This is a genomic window from Saccharopolyspora sp. NPDC002376 (assembly GCF_053593195.1).
Genome location: NZ_JBSFBZ010000090.1, coordinates 1 through 18894 on the forward strand (window position 1 = coordinate 1; position 18894 = coordinate 18894).

The following is an 18894-nucleotide window of genomic DNA, read 5'->3' on the forward strand; positions in this document are numbered from 1 at the left end:
GGCGTAACCGCCGCCGGCGAGCAGCGCGCAGACCTCGTCACCGACCTGCCAGCCTTCGACGCCTTCGCCGAGTTCGGCGATGGTGCCGCAGCAGTGTTCGAACACTGCTGCGCACTCACGACCCCGTCGGTCACTGAGCGGTGAATCCGCCGTCGATCGACAGGTTGGCGCCGGTGATGAAGCTGGCCTCGTCGCTGAGCAGGAACGCCGCGAACGCGGCGGTCTCCTCGGGCTTGGAGATCCGGCCCATCGGGTGCAGCCCGGCGATCTGCGCCTCACCTTCCGGCGTCGCGCCCATGGTGCTGCGGAACGCCGGGGTGTCCACCGCGCCGGAGGCGATGGAGTTGACGCGGATGCCCTGCGCGGCGGTCTCCAGCGCGACCGACTTCGTCAGGCCGACGATGCCGTGCTTCGCCGCCACGTAAGGCGAAACGCTGCCCATGCCGACCACGCCGAGGTTCGAGGCGTTGTTGAGGATCGCCCCGCCACCCGAGGCGAGGATCGCCGGAATCTGGTGCTTCAGGCCGAAGTACACGCTGTTCAGGTTGAGCTCGATCTCCCCCTGCCAACCGGACGCGGGGATGTCCTGCACCGCGCCGAAGGCGGTCACCGCACCGGCGTTGTTGAACGCGCCGTCGAGCCGACCGAACTCGTCCATCGTCGCGCGCACCAGTGCCGCGACATCGCTCTCCACCGTCACATCGGTGGGCACGAACAGCGCCCGGCCACCCATCGCGCGGATGTCGGCCGCCAGCTCCTCGCCGACGTCCTTGCTGCGGGCGCCGAGGACCACCGCCGCACCTTCGGCGGCCAGCCGCCGACTCGTGGCTTCGCCGATGCCGGAAGTCGCACCGGTCACCAGGACCACTTTGGACTCGAAACGCGCCGTGTTCATCTTTTCCTCGAAACGTTCGCCATCATCGGACGAACCCAATGCTGTCGACGAAATCCCTTCCAGGCTGGCGGCATTCAGCCATCACACTCGAACCCCGTCCGGAACCGGGAACTCGACCCTGGTCGAGGCGCTCGCCGTGGCGGTCGGCTTCAACCCCGAGGACGGGAGCCAGAACTTCCGGTTCGCGACCCGCGCCACGGAATCCTCGCTCGGCGATCAGCTGATCCTGACCTGGGGTGGGCACAAGCCGCGCACCGGGTTCTTCCCGCGAGCCGAGTCGTACTACAACGTCGCTAGCGAGATCGAGCGTCCGGACGAAGACCCCTACTCCCCGCCGCTGCTGCCCGCCTACGGCGGTGTCTCGCCGCACGAGCGCTCGCACGGCGAGTCGTTCCTGGATCTGGCCACGCACTCGCCGGTCCTGCTCGCGCTGCCCGGCGCCACCATCCTGGAGATCTCCGAAACCCGCGAGATCGAGCAGGTCGCCTACGACGAAGCGCTTCCGGTGCGGCTCACCCGCGACTTCCTGGCCGCACCGGACAAATTCCTCCGACACCTGCTCGACGAGTAGCGGTCACTTCGGAGCCCAGGCGGAGCGGACCCCGGTGAGGTCGGCTGAGACCTGCCAAAGGCGGTCGGCGCTTTCGGGGGCGAGTGCGTGCGCTCGAACGCCGCCGTCGTCCACCGTTCCCCGGGGCGGCTAGCGGTGCGATGTCGCAGCAGTCCTCGCAGTACTGCCCGCCTCGACCAGCTAGCTTCGGCGAGGTGGCGGCCCACAAGCCTGTCGCGGCACCTTGGCTCGGGGTCTTGAAACCTGATCGCTGATCCGGTGGAAGGTCGGCGTCTACACCGAACACCTGCAAGCCGGTGCGGCTGAAGGTCTTTGGGGTCCGGCGCGCTGACCGCGGGCCTTCCGGGGAAGGCCCGCGGTCAGGTCAGTTTGACTTGGTGTCGGACACCTGGAAGTTGCGGAACTGGGCGTGGACGTCTCGGCTCGGGCCCCAGGAGGTGTCGTGGCCGCCGAAGAAGGTGGAGAAGAAGACGCCCGAGAACGGGATGTCGGCGATTTCGTGGATGCCCTGCTCGTCGAGCACCTGCTGGCCGTCGTACCAGACGGTGATGGTGCCGTTGGTGCGGTCCACCGACTGCTCCACGGTGTGCCACTGGTCGTCGGCCTGCCAGTTCCACGTGCCCAGGCCGACGTCTTCGCCGTAGCCATCGCCCATCGACGGGTCGTAGACGTACACCGTGGCCTTCGGCTCGTCGCTGCGGATCCGCCACATGTACCGGGTCGACCAGGCCTTGCCGTGCTCGCCGCCGCTGGCCTGTCCAGGCGGGCCGCCGTAGAGGCCCGGCAGCTTCCCGCCGCGCTGCCCGAAGTCCCAGTCGGCGGGGAACCGCACCTGGTAGCTCAGGTGCAGCACCGGTGCGTCGGCCAGGTCGTCGCGGCCGATCGAGCGGAAGTCGGTGTAGAACTGGCCGCCGCCCTCGCTCGGGCAGTCGCCGCAAGACGGTGCGGAGGAGCCCTTGCCGTAGAAGACGTCGAGCGCGTCGTCCTTCGGGTTCATCCGGTCGTACCCGAAGGTGCCTTCGTCGACGACTCCCCACTGCTGCTTCCACGAATCACTGGGGAAGTCGGCGAATCCACCGCTCCAGGGTTCGGCGGCGGGGGAGGCCCCGCCCGGAGCGGCTGACAGCGCCAGCAGCGCCGCCAACGCGATTCCCGTCAACCCGGCCAAGCGTCGTTTGCCCACGTCGTACACCTCGCATCTGGCTGTGCTGCGATGTCGACCGGGCGGCGGTGCGGTCTCGCCGGGGGACAGCGCCCCGGCGAAGTCCCAGGACACACCAGGACCGAGTGATCGGTCAACCGCCATTCCGAGCCGAACTCGGCTACCCGAGCTGTCTCCACTTTGGACCAGCTGATCGGGCGATCCGCAATGGGCCGTTCGAGTGGCGCACGTTGGGCCGTTGGGGTCAATGCGTGAGCTTTGCGCCACAACTTCGCGCAAAGCCCGGTTCATTCACTATTGGCTGATCTTAGTTCGATACAGTGCGTGCACATCGGGGACGAGCGAGCGCGTCGAACCAGCGGACGTGCGCCCGCCGCGACCGGTCGCGCGCGGAGAGGAGCCCGCTGATCTAGCAGCGGTTGTCGGCAGCGCGTCGGTCGTCGGTGGCCGGGCGCTGCGCTTCGGCGTGGACGGATGGTTTCCGCACTGGCCAGAACAACTGAGAGTGCGTGGAAGTGACAACCCAGAACGAGTCTTTGGCACCTCTTGAAAGACCGAGAAGACGCGCGGGCGGACAGGAGAAGAACTCGATCCGGTCGCGGTTGACGTGGTCGGTCGCCATCCCCTGGATCGTCGTCTTCATCCTCTGGGCTGTCGGTTGCGCCCTGTTCGCGTTCGAAGCCATCTACACCCAGCAGGTCGCGACCAGAGTCCGGCAGATGTCGCTGCCCGTGATGTCGGCGCTCGAGGAAGTGAAGAAGGAGCGCCTGCTCACCTTCGAGGTCGTCGACCAGCCGGGTCAGGACCAGACAGGACTGCTCGACCAGCAGCGCCGGACCGACCAGGCCATCGAGCAGATGAACCAGACGGCCCGCGGGCTGGTTGCCTCGGCACCGGAGGAGGTCCGGCGCTCGCTGACCGACCTGACCGACTACTTCGACCGGATGGACGGCATCCGCACGAGGGTGGCAGCCGGGCAGATCTCCACCGATGAGGTCAGCGACTTCTACGACAGCCTGTTCGACTCCGCCACCAAGCTGGCCGACGTCCAGGCGCAGCTCAGCCTCGACCCGGACACCCGGGAGGGCGCGATCTCCGCGACCGACCTGTTCCGCGCGTCGGACATGTTCTCCCGCGAGACGTCGCTGGTCGGCACCGCGCTCGACACCGGGCAGCTGACCCCGGAGCAGCACCGCCGCCTGTCGCGCTACATCGACGCGTACCACAGCACGCTGGAGCAGAACGTCTCGAGCATGCACCCCAACGTCCGCACCCGGTACGAGAAGCTGCTGGCCAGCCCGGCTTGGCAGCAGCTGGTCGGGGTCGAGGACCGGTTCGTCGGCAGCGGCGGCTTCAACAGCGCTGATGATCTGCCGGTGCAGCTCGACAAGTGGCGCCAGCTCTCCGGCGAGGTCGGCACCGAGCTCTCCGGACTGGTGATCGCGCAGGCCGACGAGGTCTCGGCCGATGCGGTCGATCACGGCAACAATGCACTGTGGACGGTGCTGTGGGGCAGCCTGGCCGCGCTGGTCGTCGCGGTCGTGTCCTTCATCTACGCCCGCCGCGTCTTCCGCTCGGTGGTCGACGAGGCGCTGCTGACCCGACTGCAGGGCCTGCGCACCGAGTCGCTGGTGATGGCCAACAAGCTGCCCGAGGTGGTGCGGCGGCTGCGCGAGGGCGAGACCGTCGACGTCAAGACCGAGATGGCCGCGCTGGAGCACTACGGCAGCGACGAGGTCGGCCAGGTGGCGCAAGCCATCCAGCTGTTCCAGCGGCAAGCGATGGACGCCGCGGTCGGCGAGACCCGGGCCCGGCAGGGCGCGCGCGTGGTGTTCGTCGGCATGGCGCACCGGATCCAGCGGCTGCTGCGGCAGATGCACGGCACCATCGACCAGCTGGAGAAGAACGAGGAGAGCTCGTTGCAGCTGGCCAAGCTGTTCGAGCTCGACAACTCCACCACCCGCGCCCGGCGCACGGTGGAGAACCTGCTGGTGCTCGGTGACCAGCAGCCGGGCCGCCGGTGGAGCCGCCCGGTCGCGCTGATCGACGTGGTGCGCTCGTCGATCTCCGAGATCGACCAGTACTCGCGGGTGGTCGTCGGGCACGTGCCGAAGATGATGGTGCACGGCGCGGCAGTCGGCGACACCATCCACCTGATCTCCGAGCTGATCGACAACGCCACCGCGTTCTCCCCGCCGAACACCCAGGTGCAGGTGGACGTCAAGGAGGTCGCGCGCGGTGTCGCGATCGACATCGCCGACCAGGGCCTGGGCATGAACGAGGAGACGCGCAGCCGGGCCAACGCGATGATGTCCGCGCCACCGGAGTTCGACCGGCTGGTGCTGGAGAGCAACAAGGCCGAGCAGCTGGGCCTGTTCACCGCGGCGCGGCTGGCGCACCGCCGCGACATCGCCGTCGAGTTCGGTGTCTCGGCCTACGGCGGTACCCGGGCCACGGTGCTGATCCCGGACCGCCTGCTGGACGCCGACACCTCGGTGACCACGAGCAATGGCAGCGGGCCGCTCGTCCCGCCGCCGGCTCCGGCGGCCAGGAGTGGCGTGGGACACGAGCTCCCGGCGGTGCCCAAGCCGCGCGAGTTGAGCTGGAATGGGGGAATGACCGACGAGCCCGACACGCCGGCGCCGAAGCCGGCCGACACCACCTACGAGTGGCCGCAGTCGGACCCGGCGCCCGAGCCAGCACCCGCGCCCGAACCGGCTCCGGCCGCACCGCTGCAGGTGGAGAAGGCGGAGCAGCCCGAGGAGCAGAAGCCGAAGAGCGGACGGCCGCCGCTGCCCAAACGGGTCCCGCAGCGCAACCTCGCGGACGGCCTACGCGATGATCCAGATCAGGACGAACAGGACGTAGTCGCCACCCCCAGCAAGCTGGCCGGGTTCCGGCGGGCGTTCCGCGGCGGCTTCGACGACGAGCCGGCCGACCGCTCCTGAAAGACAAGAAGAGAAGCAAGTGTGTGTGAGGTGGCCATGACCGAAACAGCGTCGAAACTGAGTTGGCTGCTGGACGACTTCGTGCAGGGTGTGCACGGTGCCGACCACGCAGTCGTGCTGTCCAACGACGGCCTGGTGATCGCCAAGTCGGTCGACCTGGACCGCGACTCCGCCGACAAGCTGGCAGCCGCGGCGTCGAGCATGCGCAGCATCGGCAAGGGCGTCAGCAAGGACTTCGGTCGCGGGCAGGTGGCGCAGACCCACGTCGAGATGGAGCACGGCTTCCTGTTCGTCTCCGCTGCCGGCAGCGGGGCGTGCTTGGCGGTGCTGTGCTCGTCCGACGCCGACATCGAGCTCGTGGCTTACGAGATGGGACGGCTCATTACCCGCGTCGGCAGCTTCCTGTCGGCCGCACCCAGGGAAACGAGCGAAAGGACCTGACGGTGGACGAGGCGTGGTATGACGACGAGGCAGGCCCGATTGTCCGTCCTTACACGATCACGCGCGGTCGCACGCCGACCGGGAGCAAGCGGCTCGACACCGCCAGCCAGGTGCTGACGGTCGAGCCCCGCCCGGAGCCGCTGCGGCTGGAGCTCACCCCAGAACACGGCTGGATCCTGGACGCGTGCACGCGTCCGGTGTCGCTGGCGGAACTCGCCGTGCTTCTGGGGCAGCCGGTGGGCGTGGTCCGGGTCCTGTGCAGTGACCTGCTCGACCACGGCGCCGTCTTCGTGCGCTCGCCTCGTACTGAAGTCAGCCGAGAGATCTTGGAGCAGGTGTACCGTGGCCTTAGCAGACTCTAGTCTGGCCGAAAGTCGTTCCATCCCAGGCAGATCCGAACCGGATGGGGCGGAGGCGGCGCCGATCCCGGTGAAGCTGGTCGTCGCGGGCGGGTTCGGCGCGGGCAAGACGACGCTCGTCGGTGCGGTCAGCGAGATCCCGCCGCTGACCACCGAAGAGGAGATGACGGTCGTCAGCGAGGGCGTGGACGACGTCACGGGTGTCGAGCGCAAGACGACCACGACGGTGGCGCTGGACTTCGGGCGCATCACGATCTCCGAGGAGATCGTGCTGTACCTGTTCGGCGCGCCCGGCCAGGACCGCTTCTGGCCGCTCTGGAACGACCTTGCGCTGGGGGCGGCAGGCGCGGTGGTGCTGGTGGACACCCGCAAGCTGGAGGACGGGTTCGCCTCCATCGACTTCTTCGAGAGGCGCGACATCCCGTTCGTGGTAGCCGTCAACGTCTTCGACAACGCCTACCACTACGAGCCGGAGGAGCTCCGCGAGGCGCTGACCATCTCGCCGGACGTGCCGATCGTGATGTGCGATGCGCGGGAGCGGGACCTCGCCAAGACGACGCTGCTCACCCTGGTGAAGCGGGCGATCGACAAGATGCCGTCCACATAGGACGCATGAGCTGAGAAGGGGCGCCTGGAACGGGATTCCAGGCGCCCCTTCTCGGGTCAGAGCTTACGACTCGATCGGTTCGGTGCGGCAGCGGAAGTGCCGCAGCACCTCCGGCTTGTGGGTCAGGCGGTAGCCCGGAACCTGCTCCGGGTTCTTGGCGATCTCACCGAGGACGTCGGCGACGTACTCCATGTGGCTGCGGTCGTAGACGCGGCGCGGCAGCGCCAACCGGACCAGCTCGAACGGCGGCGGGGTGACCAGCTCGTTGTTCTCGTCGAACTCGCCGAGGAACAGCGCCCCGCCCGCGGCCCGGATGCCGCCCTCCCGGTACAGCGCGCAGGCGAGCGCGTGGTCGGGCAGGTGGTGCGGCTGCAGGTGCGGCAGCAGCGCACCGGCGTTGACGTAGACCGCGTGCAGCCCGGTCGGGCGCACCGTCTCCACGCCCACGGCGTGCAGCCGGTCGGCCAGGAACGAGGCTTCGTGCTCCCGGTCGGCCAGGTAGTTGGGGTCCAGGACCTCGCGCAGGCCCTGCGCGAGCTGTTCCAGGGTGTGCCCGGTCAGGCCGCCGTAGGTGCGGAAACCTTCGGTGGCGATGACGTCGATCTCGCACCGGTCGGCCAGCTCGGCGTCGTGCACCGCGACGAACGCGCCCTCGTGCGAGAGCCCGTCCTTCTTGAGGCTGGCGACCACGGCGTCGCCGAACTCGAACGCCTTGCGTGCCACGTCGCGCGGGCTCCAGTCCTGGTAGCCGGGTTCCCGCTGGGTGACCAGCCAGGCGTTCTCGGCGAACCGCGCGGCGTCGAGCACCAGCGGCACGCGGTGCTCGCGGGCCACCGCGTGGATCTCGGCGAGGTTGGCCATCGACACCGGCTGACCGCCACCACCGTTGTTGGTGATGGTGACGATGATCTGCTTGACCCGGGAGCCGTCCGGTCCGTCGAGGACTGCCTTGACCGCCTCGATGTCGATGTTGCCCTTGAACGGCTCGTCGCTGGTCATGTCGAACAGCTCGGGGCAGGGCAGGTCCCGGGCTTCGGCGCCGATGCGTTCGACGTTGGCCCGGGTGGTGTCGAAGTGCATGTTGCTGAGGCTGATGTCGCCCGGCCCGATCAGCGCGCCGAACAGCACCCGCTCGGCGGCCCGGCCCTGGTGCACGGGTAGGACGTGCTCGTGCGGCACGACGTCGCGGACGGCGTCGCGGAACCGGAACCAGGAGTCGGCCCCGGCGTAGCGCTCGTCGGCCCGTTGCGCCCACGCCTGCTGGTCGGTCGACACCGCGCCGGTGCCGGAGTCCGACAGCAGGTCGATGCTGACCTTGTCGCCCCGGATGTTGAACGGGTTGTGGCCGGCGCGGTCCAGCTCAGCGATGCGCTCCTCCCGCGTGGTGATCGGGATGGGGCGCACAACAGCGGACACGAAGGGCCGGAGATGCGGCATGCGGGGTGCTCCCTACGGTTCTCTGACGGGTTGACCGGACTCTGCGTCCGGTAGCTCGGAATTTGCCTAGTCCTGGACGGTTCCGCCGTAGGCCTCGGAGGAGAGGTACAGCGATGTTCCGGTCCGGTTCGGACTGAGCCGGAGCGAGATGTGCGCGAGCAGTCCGGCTCGGGCGTCCAACGGGCGATCGGTGAGCGCTTTGAGGGACCCGTCGAGCGCGGCGGGGTCGAGGCGGAGGCGCTGCAGGTGCTCGGCGACCCGCTCGCGGGCCACCGCGTCGTGCGGCACGTAGTCGCGGATCGGCAGGTAGAGGCTGTAGTTGCTGGGCTTGTCGACGTTGCCTTCGACGAAGGAGTAGCTCGACATCAGCGGCCGCCGGTCGAAAAGCTCGGTGTCCGGGGCCAGCACCGAGCAGAAGTCGCGGACCGCGTTCGGGTCGATGCCGGGCACCGCGCTGGCGGCGAGCTCGACGTCGGCGGCGCGGGCGTTGAGCTGCCGCACGTAGAGCTTGACCCGGGCCTGCTCGCTGCGGTCCAGGTCGATGGCGAAGAACGTCGGCAGATCCAGCCCGTCGCGGCGCATGGCGTAGCTGGTGACCAGATCGAACGCGTTCGGCATGCCCAGCCGGTCGAAGGCCTCGGCGACCACCTGCGGCGCAGCGTCCTCACCGTGCAGGTCGGTGTTGAAGTAGAGCTTGAACGACGGGTTGCCCTGCGCGTCGAAGATCAGCGAGAACGCCCAGGAGAACCAGCTCTGGGGCTGCTCGGAGGAGAAGAGGTCCTGCACGGCTTCGAGGCGTTCCACGGCCAGCTCGTAGCGCTCGGCCAGAGCCGCGACGAGGTCTTTGGACGCTTGCAGGTTGGCCAACGGATCGGGGTTCTCGGCCAGCCGCTCGAGGTGGATCCGCAGGTGTCGCTCGCCGTTCTTCTCGAACTGGACGGAGTACTCCACCGGGCTCGCGTCGTCGGCGACGCCGGAGGGCCACAGCGGAGGTTCGGATAGCGGGCGGTCGCCGACCGGTCCGAGCAATTCCCCGAGAAGTTGCCGAGGCGTGCTCTTGTCGATGCCGATGACGTCGCAGAGGTTCTGCAGCTGCCTTTTCGTTAACTCGCCCAGTGTTCTATCGACAGGACTCATGGAAACCCCGATCCATGTGGCTCGAATCCGTGGCATGCCCCGCGCGTAGGGTGAGGCGCGGTCACGCTAATACGTGCGTTCCGGACATGCCAGGACCATCGGCGTGATCTTTGACATCTCTTGCTTTTGCCGGTGCACCGCGCAGGTCAAGTGCGTCATGGGTCCACTATTGACCGGTGTGGATGAGATGAATTCGTGATGAAACGGTGATTCCAGTAAGGAATTTGATTTGTTACGGTTTCGCGCCGTTCGCAACCGGGTGAATCCGCTTCGGAATCGCACCTGAATCGGTTGCGTTCGGAGTTCACCTCGACTTGTCGAGTCGGCACTCCTGGATTCACTGCTCGTTCACCGAAGTCGAGGTGTCCCAAGTGGACCCAGCGGTCGGCCTCCGGAAAACGGACCGTGGCCTGGAGCTCACCGAGCACGGCCACCAGGTGATCGAGCACGACATCGAGGTGCTGATCGACGCCAGCCGGTGTCCGGACTGTCCACCGGCGACCGCCAGCAGTTGGAGGGGCTGCGGCGCGAACTGCTTGAGCCGCGATTGACCCCCACCGCGCCGCGGGGGAATTCCGCGTCACCTTCTCCGGTAGACTTCGGCGGCCGGGGAGCAGAGTGGAAGTGAGGATCTCGATGGCACGTGACGCGGACCGCGGCGGTTCCGCGGGCAACTCCGGGATCCTGAGCCGGATCGACAAGTTCTGCTGGATCCCCGTGGTGCCGATGCTGCTGCTGGCGCTCGTGGTCGCCGTCCTGATGGGCATCTACGGGCTGAGCCTGATCCTGATCGTCGGCGCACTGGTGATCCTCGGCTTCGACCTGTGGGTGAACAGCCGCAACAAGTCGGCCGCGCTGCGCCAGCCGCGACGCGCCCCGCGCGACGATGACGACTTCTTCAGCGACAGGGACGAACGGCCCCGTCGCGAGCCGGCCCGTCGGCCCGCGCGCCAGGCCCCGCAGGGACGCCCCGCCGCTGGTAGCGGCGGAGCTCCGCGAGGTGGCGCCACCCGCGCCGCGAACCCGCCGCGCGGTGGGCAGGGTCGGCCGCAGCAGCGCCCGGGCGGTCGTCCCGGCGTCCGTCGCTGATTACTTCCTGGGCACGCGGCCCATCAGGAAGAACTCCTCGTTGGGCCGCAGCGCCATCAGGTGCGCCAACCGGTTGGACATCGCGAAGAACGCGGTGATCGCACCGATGTCCCAGATCTCGTCCTCGGACAGGCCTGCTTCGCGCGCCGCGGTCAGGTCGTGCTCGCCGAAGAGCGCTGAATCCTGGGACAGCGCCAGCGCCAGGTCCACGATGGCCCGGCGCCGATCGTCCAGCTGAGCGCCCCACGGGTTGGCGGCCACCAGGTCCGCCAGCCGCGAGTCCTTCGCCCGCACCCGCAGGATCGCACCGTGCGCGACGATGCAGTACGTGCAGTGGTTGGCCGCTGAGGTCGCCACCACGACCAGTTCCCGCTCGGCTTTGGTCAGGCCGGAATCGCGTTCCATCAGCGCGTCGTGGTAGTCGCAGAACGCGCGCAGCTCATCCGGCCGGTGCCCCAGGGCGAGGAAGATGTTGGGCACGAATCCGGACTTCTCCGCGATGGCCCCGATGCGCTCCCGCAGATCCTCGGGAAGATCCGCAAGCTGCACCGACCCGAACCGGCTGATCTCATCACTCATGCCCGGCACGGTAGTGCTCCGAACGCGCCCCGTCGACGGATTCATCCCCCAGCGTCGGGGCCGACTCCACCGGGGCCTGCCGTCGAGCGGGTGGAGATGTGGATGATCCACAGCGGACATCGATCCGCCGTGCGGGGTTCAGCTCAAGGTCAAGGGCAACGACGTGCTCTTCGGACCGACCGTGGATATCGCGCGGATCCCGCTGGCAGGCCGCACCTTCGAGGGCTTCGGCGAGGATCCGCACCTGACCAGCCAGGCTCGCGGTGTCCTGGATCGTCGAAGCGCAGGACGAGGGCCTGATCGTCCGCGTGAAGCGCGTCGCGATGGTGCAGGCAGCGGAGGAAGGAGAGGACTCCGGAGGTTCCGGTGGACCACGGGCGGCGGTCACTGGTGATCCGGGGACCTGTCATCCAGACCAACGCCTCGGCCAGCAGACCGCCCAACCGCACCACGTCGTCCTGCGGCGGGTAGACGGTCATCGCCTTGCCGGCGGTCGCCGGGTCGACGTCACCGGAGTTGAGCTCCCGCAGGACCTCGGGGGAGCGCGCGACTTTGAAGTCGCAGTCGTGGGTCAGCAGCAGCGGCAGGGCGATGTCGACGGTCCGCCCGAGAGTGCCCGGTCGCGCCGAGATGTGCAGCTTCCAGCCCTGATCGGGCACCGCGCGACCGGGGCCGCGCATGCTCACCCAGGGGTCGTCGACCGCCACCTCCCGGCCCGCGGACGCCGCGGCTCGTGCCAGCCGGTCGGGCAGATCGCTCGTCGTGCTGTTCATCCTGTTGCTCCCCGGTCGCGAGGTTCAGGAGCGGCGGGGAAGTCCGATACGGATTTCCCCGCAGCTGTGCCGAAAACCCGTCAGACGATGGACGGACAGCACGGGAAGCTCCTGCACACCGTCCGCTTGCAGGTGTCCACGCAGGCCTGCGGACCGCGCAGGACCTCCTTGAAGTCGACCTCGAATTTGACCGAAACCTCTTAGATCGCAACGGTTCCCGCGTCGCGCGGCTCCAGAAGCTGGATCGGAGTGATCGCTCCTCTCTCGTTCGCCGGTCCGGCGGAACATTGCAGTGGTTGCCGAGCTCGTGGAGATGACGGTCAACGTGCTCACCGGTGTGATCGGCGTGCTCTTGGCAGCGGTGACCCTGGGCATCCTGCACCCGGTGCTGATGCCGCTGCTGCTGGTGACGACGGTGCCGGACGGGCTGGGCCGCGCTGCGGTCGGTGCGGATGCGCAACGCGGCCTTTCGCCGGATTTCCACCGCGCGGCGGCGCCGATGCTGTTCTCGGTTACCGGATCTTTCCCGATCGGCTGGTCCCGGCGGTGGCTCGGGTCGTCGTCGGGGCAGAGCTGCTGAGCGCGGTGCTGCTGGTGGTACCTCCCGTGCGGGTGTGGGGATTGGTGTTCGCGGTGGCGTTGTTCAGCGCGTTCCTGATCGGCATGGGCAGTGTGCTGCGCCGCGGGATGCGGGTGTCCTGCGGCTGTTTGCAGGCCGCGGAACGGGTCGGTGCGGCGTCGCTGACCCGCACGGCGCTGCTGGTGCTGGCCGAATTCGGTGCGGACACGCCGTTCGAGGCGGTGCAGTTGCCCGTTGCCGTGCTGCTGATCGGGGTGGCCGGGCTGGTTCCGCGCCGAGACGCGCAGCCGCCCGGTCAGGTGGTGGGCGAGAGGTTCGAGATTGGTGCCGATGTGTCGGCCTTCGCCGACGGCGGAGACCGCTCCTGTTCGCCTACATCTCGCCGCTGTGCGGTGCCTGCCGGTCCGTTCTGCCCGATTTCCGCGCGGCCGCCGATCTGCTGCCGGTGGTGCTGGTGAGCTCCAGCGAGGCCGGTGAGGTCCGGGATTACCTGGCAGAGCTGGGGATCGAGCTGCTGTTGGTGACCGGTCCGGACGTCTTCGAGGCCAACGGAGTTCCGGGGCCGCCTTACGCCGTGGTCACCGACGGTTCTGGGGTGGTGCTGGCGCACAGCGGGGCGAACCGCTCGGACCAGTTGGCGGTTCTCCTCGCAGATGTCGGGAGTTGACCCCGGGGTTCCTAATCGTTCTGTTCGTCCTCTGTGGGCGGACATCGCCGAAATGGGTGCAAGATCAAGGAAATTCTTGCCACTCGAATCCGGGGCGCCGAGACGGCGCCGGTTCGCAGCCGTAGATTGGGATCGACGGAAGCGAACTATTCGAGGCCGGAGGGAACACGTGGTCGAGCAGACAGCGACCGGTGCCCATCGCTGGCGTAGTCGGATCCCGAGCACCACCGCAGGCGTGCTGTTCGTGATCGCGCTGCTGAGCGTCGGCTCGGCGGTCGGACTGGCGCTGTTCGGCAACGTGCAGCCGGTGCGCAGATTCGTCGACAACGTGCTGTTCCCGGCTCCGCCGAACCTCGCATACGGCGCGTTCATCGCGATCCTCGCCGCCGCGCTCAAGCGGCGCAAGCGGTTCGCGCTGTGGATCCTGCTCGGCATCCTGGTGCTGCAGTTGATCGGCGACGTCGTGGTGCTGGTGGTGCTGGGCGACCACATCCAGGCCCTGTGGATGGCCGAGCTGGGCACCCGCTACCAGTTGGCCGTCGCCCCCAGCTGGTTCTTCATCGCCAACATCGGCATCACGGTGCTGGCCTTCGGCTGCCTGTGGTGGGCCCGCGACGAGTTCTACGGTCGCGCCCAGCACGGCAGCGGCTACCGCGCTGCAGCGGTGTTCGGGGGGCTCGTCGCCGTGTTCGTGGGTCTGGGCTTCGGGTTGGTCTCGATGTTCCACGGCTCGCTGCAAGACACCTGGTCGCAGCTGACGTGGACGGTGGAGCGGGTGCTCGGCGGAGCCGTCGACTTCGACGTCACGCGCGTCGGACACGCGCCGGGCTGGGTCAACCTGGTCCTCGGCCTGTTCGGCATGACAGCCCTGTTCGTCTCGCTGTACCTGTTGCTGCGGGCGCAGCGATTGGCCGCCGCGCTGCACCCGGAGGAAGAGCAGCAGATCCGGCTCCTGCTCGCCGAGCACGGCGAGCAGGACTCCCTCGGCTACTTCGCGACCCGCCGCGACAAGGCGGTGCTGTTCTCCGGCAGCCACAAGTCCGCGATCACCTACCGGGTGGTGGCCGGGGTCTGCTTGGCCAGCGGCGACCCGCTGGGCGACCCGGAGGCGTGGCGGCCGGTGATCGACAAGTGGCTCGCGATGTGCCGGGAGTACACCTGGACCCCAGCCGTGATGGGCGTTAGCGAAGCGGGCGCGACGGCCTACTCCCGGGCCGGTATGAAGGTCCTGCAGCTCGGCGACGAAGCGATCCTGCACGCAGGTGAGTTCGACCTCGACGGCCGGGACATGCGGCCGGTGCGGCAGGCGGTGAACCGGGTGCATCGCGCCGGGCACACCGCCCGCGTGCGACGGCATCGCGAGGTGCCCGAGCAGGAGATGGCCGAGGCCGCGCGGCTGGCCGAGGCCTGGCGCGACACCGACACCGAGCGCGGTTTCTCCATGGCGCTCGGGCGGCTCGGAGATCCGCAGGACGGAGAGTGCGTGCTCGTCGAAGTGGTGACCGACGACGGCGAGACGGTCGCGCTGCTGTCGCTGGTGCCGTGGGGACACGGCGGGCTGTCGCTGGACCTCATGCGCCGCGACCGCGACGCGGACAACGGCGTGGTCGAGTTCATGGTCAACGCGCTGGTGCAGGCTGCGCCACGGCTCGGGGTGGAGCGGATCTCGCTGAACTTCGCGATGTTCCGCGCCGCGTTCGAGGAGGGCGCGCGGATCGGGGCCGGGCCGGTTCTGCGGGCTTGGCGGGGCTTGCTGCTGTTCTTCTCCCGGTGGTGGCAGCTCGAATCGCTGTACCGGTCCAACGTCAAGTACCGGCCGCATTGGTTCCCGCGCTACGTCGCCTTCGCCGAACGCCGGGACCTGGCGCGCGTGGGCATCGCGTCGGCCGCGGCGGAGGGTTTCCTCCCGGCGCCCCGCCAGAAGTCCACATCGGACTCTTCGGCGGTGCTGCCCGCCCCGGACGTCGAACCGACTCAGCGGGAGCGCGCTGCGGAGCAGCAGCAGGTCAGACAGGACAAGCTGGTGGCCCTGCGCGACGCCGGTGTCGACCCCTATCCCGTCACGGTGCCGCGCGCGGAACGCTGCCAGGAGGTCGTCGAACGGCACCGGGGGCTGCTGCCGGATTCCCGGACCGGCGAGACCACGTCGGTGGCCGGGCGGGTGGTGCTGGTGCGCGACCACGGCGGAGTGTGCTTCGCGACGCTGCGCGACTTCTCCGGCGACCTGCAGGTGATGATCACCGCAGGGGAATCCGGCGCGGATCTGCAGCGGAGCTGGCGGCAGCAGGTGGATATCGGCGACCAGGTGTCGGTGACCGGCGAGATCGCCACTTCCCGCAAGGGCGAGGTCTCGATCCTGGCTACCGGCTGGCAGCTGGCCGCGAAGTGCCTGCACCCGCTGCCCGACAAGCGGCGAGGACTCGTCGACCCCGAGGCCCGGTTCAGGCAGCGCCACGTCGACCTGATTGTGCGCCCGGAAGCCCGCGCCGCCCTGCGCGCCCGCAGCAAGGCAGTGCAGGCGGTGCGCCAAACGCTGCTGGGCGAGGACTTCCTCGAAGTGGAGACGCCGATCCTGCAGCCGGTGCACGGCGGCGCCAACGCCCGGCCGTTCACCACGCACATCAACGCCTACGACATGCGCCTGTACCTGCGGATCGCCCCAGAGCTGTACCTGAAGCGGCTGTGCGTGGGCGGTGTGGAGCGCCTGTTCGAGATCGGCCGCAACTTCCGCAACGAGGGCGTGTCGCACAAGCACAACCCGGAATTCACCATGCTCGAGGCGTATCAGGCCTATGGCGACTACACGACGATTCGGGAGCTGTGCCAGAACCTGGTGCAGGCAGCCGCGATCGCGGTGAACGGGGCTCCTGAAGCGGGTGGGTGCGACTTGAGCGGTGACTGGCCGGTGGCGACGGTCAACGACGCGGTGTCGCAGGCCTTGGGGGAGGAGGTCACGGTCGACACCGAGCTGCCGAGGCTGCGGCGGCTCTGCGACGCCGCGTCCGTGCCTTACCAGCAGCACTGGAGCCGCGGGGCGGTGCTGCTGGAGATGTACGAGCGGCTGGTGGAGGCGCGCACCACGACGCCGACCTTCTACACGGACTTCCCTGCCGAGGTCTCGCCGTTGACGCGCCCGCACCGGGACGATCCGCGGCTGGCCGAGCGCTGGGACCTGGTCGCGTTCGGCACCGAACTGGGCACCGGCTACTCCGAGCTCGTCGATCCCGTCGAACAGCGCCGCCGACTCACCGAGCAGTCCCTGCTGGCCTCCGGCGGCGACCCGGAGGCGATGGAGCTGGACGAGGACTTCCTCGCCGCGCTGGCCTACGGGATGCCGCCGACGGGCGGGCTGGGGTTGGGGCTGGACCGGTTGGTCATGCTGCTCACCGGCGGATCGATTCGCGAAACCCTGGCGTTCCCGCTGGTCAAGCCGCGAGGGTGAGTTACCCGGCGCGGCTGTCGTCGAGCGTGGTCATCATGCTGTCCCATGGCTCGAAGCCTGCGTTCAGTGCTTCTGCGCTGGCTGGTTGCCGGTGAAGTGCTGGGCGGCGAAGGTCAGCAGGTAGGGCAAGCCGATGCGGGCGGTGCGCCAGGTGTGCCATTCGGTAGGACTTTCACTCATCGATTGGTGGCCGGCGCGCGCCGCCGTGCTAGCGGTGACGCTGGTTGTGCTGGCCGTGCTGGTGTACCGCCTCCGTGTCCGGGCGGCGCGGTAAGTGCTGGTCCATGTGGTGTCGGTGAGGTTATCACTGTCCACATAGGCCAGTTGGGGTGTCGAGGAATGTGAATGCTCTGTCGGCAATGTTTCATGGTTCCCTGGTATAGAACGGTTTTCGCATTGCTTCGCTGGTGATGATCACCTTATCGGAGGACGGTTATGTGCTCGAAATTCTGTTCGAGTGTTGAGAGAATGGGTGCATGACGCCGTTGATGACCGCCTTCGATGCGCCGCCTGCCGCTGCGGGTGTGGCCGCGTCCTCGATGATGCCCGCGCGGCCTGCGTTCGCGCCGGGTGTGGTCGGGTCGTGGGTGGGCTCGTCGGTGTCGTCATTGACTGATGAGGAGTTGACCGCGCGGATCGGTGAGATGGAAGCGCAGATCCGCCGCGCGCGGACGGAGCAGTTGCGGCTGATCGCTGAAGCCGACCGTCGTCGCCTGCACACTGCTCGGGGTGCGCGTTCGATGCAGGTGTGGTTGAAGAGTCTGCTCAATATCGATGGCCCTGACGCCGCCACCCGGGTCCGCCTCGCCACCGCCACCACGGCGTCCGCTGATGACAACGTCAAGGCTGCCGACACCGAAGCGTCCGATGACGCCGGTGTGGTGGAGTTGCCGGTCGTGGCGGAGGCGCTTGCTGAGGGTGTGATCAGTGTGGATCACGCCAAGGTCATTTCCCGCTGTCTGGTCAAGCTGCCAGAGCATGCCCGTCACCGCGCGAGCGAGGTGGAGCAACTGCTGGTGGAGCATGCGTGCAGTCAGTGTCCGCGTGATCTGGCCGCGCTCGCCGACCGCATCCGCTATGCCTTCGGCAGTGAGGGCGCCGCCCGTGATGAGGAGGGCCAGTTCGAGGCGCGGGAGTTGCACTATGCGCCCGCGCGCGACGGGATGCTGGTGATTAAAGCCTGCCTGGATCGAGAGACCGGTGCGAAGTTCGTTGCGGCCCTCCAACCCTTGGCTGCGCCCCGCCCGGAGGTGGGTGGGGTGAAGGATCCGCGCACGGCGGGTCAGCGCAACGCTGATGGTTTCACGGCGCTGCTCGACCTCGTCCTGGACTCCGATGGCATGCCTCGCACGGGTGGTCAGCGTCCGCACCTGACGGTCACCATCGACTATGAGGACCTCGCCAACGCCCTCCAGGGCCACGAGGTCACGGCGTTTGGTGTGGCTGGGACGCTGGGGGCCACCGGTCAGGCCTTGAGTCCGCAGGCGATCCGCCGGATCGCCTGTGACAGCGACGTCCTTCCACTGGTCCTGGGTGGTGAGAGTCTCCCGCTGGATGTGGGAATGTCTCAGCGCACCGCCCCGTCCCACCTGCGTGCAGCGCTGTTGGTGCGTGACGGGGTGTGTGCGTTTCCGAGGTGTGATCACCCGCCGGGCACGCCACAAGCGCATCACATCACGCACTGGATCGACGGTGGTCCGACATGCGTGGACAACATGGTGATGCTCTGCGCTCATCATCACCGAACCATCCACACCCAGCACTGGGGAATCGTGCTCGATCAAGGGCGTCCGGTGTTCATTCCACCGTCCAGTGTGGATCCGGATCACACGCCTTGGCCCGGCGGGAAAGCAGCTCCCGTCGCGCACAAACACGCCCTCGAACAACTCATCCCCACACCACGAACACCACACGAGGGCACCGCATAAACCACCCGTCCGCAGCCGGTGGGGCACCCCACCCTGCCCGGAACCCGTGCCTCGCCCGAACTCGCCATATGAGAACAGAAACCGATCCGCCGCAACGCAAACAAGAACCCAACCGATGACCATCTCGAACACGCCGCAGGCGACGCCTACCCGCCACTTACCTCGCAGTCAAAACCCACCACACTGAGCCTTTCCGTGTAACGGTTCGTTGCTGTGGGTGATCATGTTGTGCGGTCGTGTTCGACATGGAGGACGACGAGGGCAGCTTTGACGATGGTG

The 18894-nt window shown here is 68.2% G+C and carries 18 protein-coding genes; 12 read left to right on the top strand and 6 right to left on the bottom strand.

Annotated elements, in window-relative coordinates:
- Positions 1-130 precede the first annotated feature (130 nt).
- Positions 131-895, bottom strand: a complete 765-nt coding sequence (locus ACWCO2_RS34795) for an SDR family NAD(P)-dependent oxidoreductase (protein ID WP_450132058.1) — start codon at positions 893-895, stop codon at positions 131-133.
- 136 nt (positions 896-1031) lie between these two features.
- On the opposite strand from ACWCO2_RS34795, the gene ACWCO2_RS34800 reads away from it, so the two are divergent.
- The gene (locus tag ACWCO2_RS34800) at positions 1032-1466 is read left to right on the top strand and encodes a hypothetical protein (protein ID WP_450132059.1); all 435 of its coding nucleotides are present in this window, start codon (positions 1032-1034) and stop codon (positions 1464-1466) included.
- Positions 1467-1830: 364 nt separating this feature from the next.
- Here ACWCO2_RS34800 and ACWCO2_RS34805 read toward each other — a convergent pair whose 3' ends face one another.
- A complete protein-coding gene (locus ACWCO2_RS34805) occupies positions 1831-2649 on the bottom strand; it encodes a polysaccharide lyase (protein WP_450132060.1) in 819 nt (272 codons plus the stop codon).
- Between the two features lie 581 nt (positions 2650-3230).
- Between ACWCO2_RS34805 and ACWCO2_RS34810 the strand changes: the two genes are divergently transcribed.
- Genes ACWCO2_RS34810 through ACWCO2_RS34825 form a run of 4 tightly spaced genes read left to right on the top strand, consistent with a single transcriptional unit; the run spans position 3231 to position 6983 of the window.
- Positions 3231-5576 (top strand): sensor histidine kinase, encoded by a 2346-nt coding sequence (locus tag ACWCO2_RS34810; protein WP_450132061.1) that lies wholly within the window; start codon positions 3231-3233, stop codon positions 5574-5576.
- A gap of 36 nt (positions 5577-5612) precedes the next feature.
- Entirely contained in the window at positions 5613-6017 is a 405-nt protein-coding gene (locus tag ACWCO2_RS34815; RefSeq protein WP_450132062.1) for a roadblock/LC7 domain-containing protein, read from the top strand.
- Positions 6018-6019: 2 nt separating this feature from the next.
- Positions 6020-6379 carry a DUF742 domain-containing protein gene (locus tag ACWCO2_RS34820; protein ID WP_450132063.1) on the top strand — a complete coding sequence of 120 codons (360 nt, stop codon included), beginning with the start codon at positions 6020-6022 and terminating at the stop codon, positions 6377-6379.
- 19 nt (positions 6380-6398) lie between these two features.
- Complete coding sequence (locus tag ACWCO2_RS34825; protein ID WP_450132075.1) at positions 6399-6983, top strand: GTP-binding protein; 585 nt, start codon at positions 6399-6401, stop codon at positions 6981-6983.
- Positions 6984-7046: 63 nt separating this feature from the next.
- Here the strand turns inward: ACWCO2_RS34825 and ACWCO2_RS34830 are convergent, their stop codons facing one another.
- Positions 7047-8420 carry a tryptophanase gene (locus tag ACWCO2_RS34830; RefSeq protein ID WP_450132064.1) on the bottom strand — a complete coding sequence of 458 codons (1374 nt, stop codon included), beginning with the start codon at positions 8418-8420 and terminating at the stop codon, positions 7047-7049.
- A gap of 66 nt (positions 8421-8486) precedes the next feature.
- Positions 8487-9557: a tryptophan dimethylallyltransferase family protein gene (locus ACWCO2_RS34835; protein ID WP_450132065.1), complete on the bottom strand. Its 1071-nt coding sequence runs from the start codon at positions 9555-9557 to the stop codon at positions 8487-8489.
- Positions 9558-9919: 362 nt separating this feature from the next.
- Between ACWCO2_RS34835 and ACWCO2_RS34840 the strand changes: the two genes are divergently transcribed.
- Positions 9920-10108, top strand: coding sequence for a hypothetical protein (locus ACWCO2_RS34840; protein WP_450132066.1), 189 nt, complete (start codon positions 9920-9922; stop codon positions 10106-10108).
- Between the two features lie 85 nt (positions 10109-10193).
- Positions 10194-10646: a hypothetical protein gene (locus ACWCO2_RS34845; RefSeq protein ID WP_450132067.1), complete on the top strand. Its 453-nt coding sequence runs from the start codon at positions 10194-10196 to the stop codon at positions 10644-10646.
- Here ACWCO2_RS34845 and ACWCO2_RS34850 read toward each other — a convergent pair whose 3' ends face one another.
- On the bottom strand, positions 10647-11225 hold the full coding sequence (locus ACWCO2_RS34850) for a peroxidase-related enzyme (RefSeq protein ID WP_450132068.1): 579 nt from the start codon (positions 11223-11225) through the stop codon (positions 10647-10649).
- Positions 11226-11374: 149 nt separating this feature from the next.
- Entirely contained in the window at positions 11375-11998 is a 624-nt protein-coding gene (locus ACWCO2_RS34855) for a class III lanthionine synthetase LanKC N-terminal domain-containing protein (protein WP_450132069.1), read from the bottom strand.
- A gap of 292 nt (positions 11999-12290) precedes the next feature.
- Between ACWCO2_RS34855 and ACWCO2_RS34860 the strand changes: the two genes are divergently transcribed.
- The 5 genes from ACWCO2_RS34860 to ACWCO2_RS34880 all read left to right on the top strand — a co-directional run bounded on the left by ACWCO2_RS34860 (position 12291) and on the right by ACWCO2_RS34880 (position 18615).
- The gene (locus ACWCO2_RS34860; protein ID WP_450132070.1) at positions 12291-12578 is read left to right on the top strand and encodes a hypothetical protein; all 288 of its coding nucleotides are present in this window, start codon (positions 12291-12293) and stop codon (positions 12576-12578) included.
- Positions 12545-13036, top strand: coding sequence for a MauE/DoxX family redox-associated membrane protein (locus ACWCO2_RS34865; protein WP_450132071.1), 492 nt, complete (start codon positions 12545-12547; stop codon positions 13034-13036). The genes ACWCO2_RS34860 and ACWCO2_RS34865 overlap by 34 nt, the downstream gene beginning before the upstream one ends.
- On the top strand, positions 13033-13245 hold the full coding sequence (locus tag ACWCO2_RS34870) for a hypothetical protein (protein WP_450132072.1): 213 nt from the start codon (positions 13033-13035) through the stop codon (positions 13243-13245). Before ACWCO2_RS34865 ends, ACWCO2_RS34870 begins: the two co-directional genes overlap by 4 nt.
- A 169-nt stretch (positions 13246-13414) precedes the next feature.
- On the top strand, positions 13415-16687 hold the full coding sequence (lysX, locus tag ACWCO2_RS34875) for a bifunctional lysylphosphatidylglycerol synthetase/lysine--tRNA ligase LysX (RefSeq protein WP_450132073.1): 3273 nt from the start codon (positions 13415-13417) through the stop codon (positions 16685-16687).
- A 476-nt stretch (positions 16688-17163) separates the two neighbouring features.
- Entirely contained in the window at positions 17164-18615 is a 1452-nt protein-coding gene (locus ACWCO2_RS34880; protein WP_450132074.1) for a DUF222 domain-containing protein, read from the top strand.
- Positions 18616-18894 lie beyond the last annotated feature (279 nt).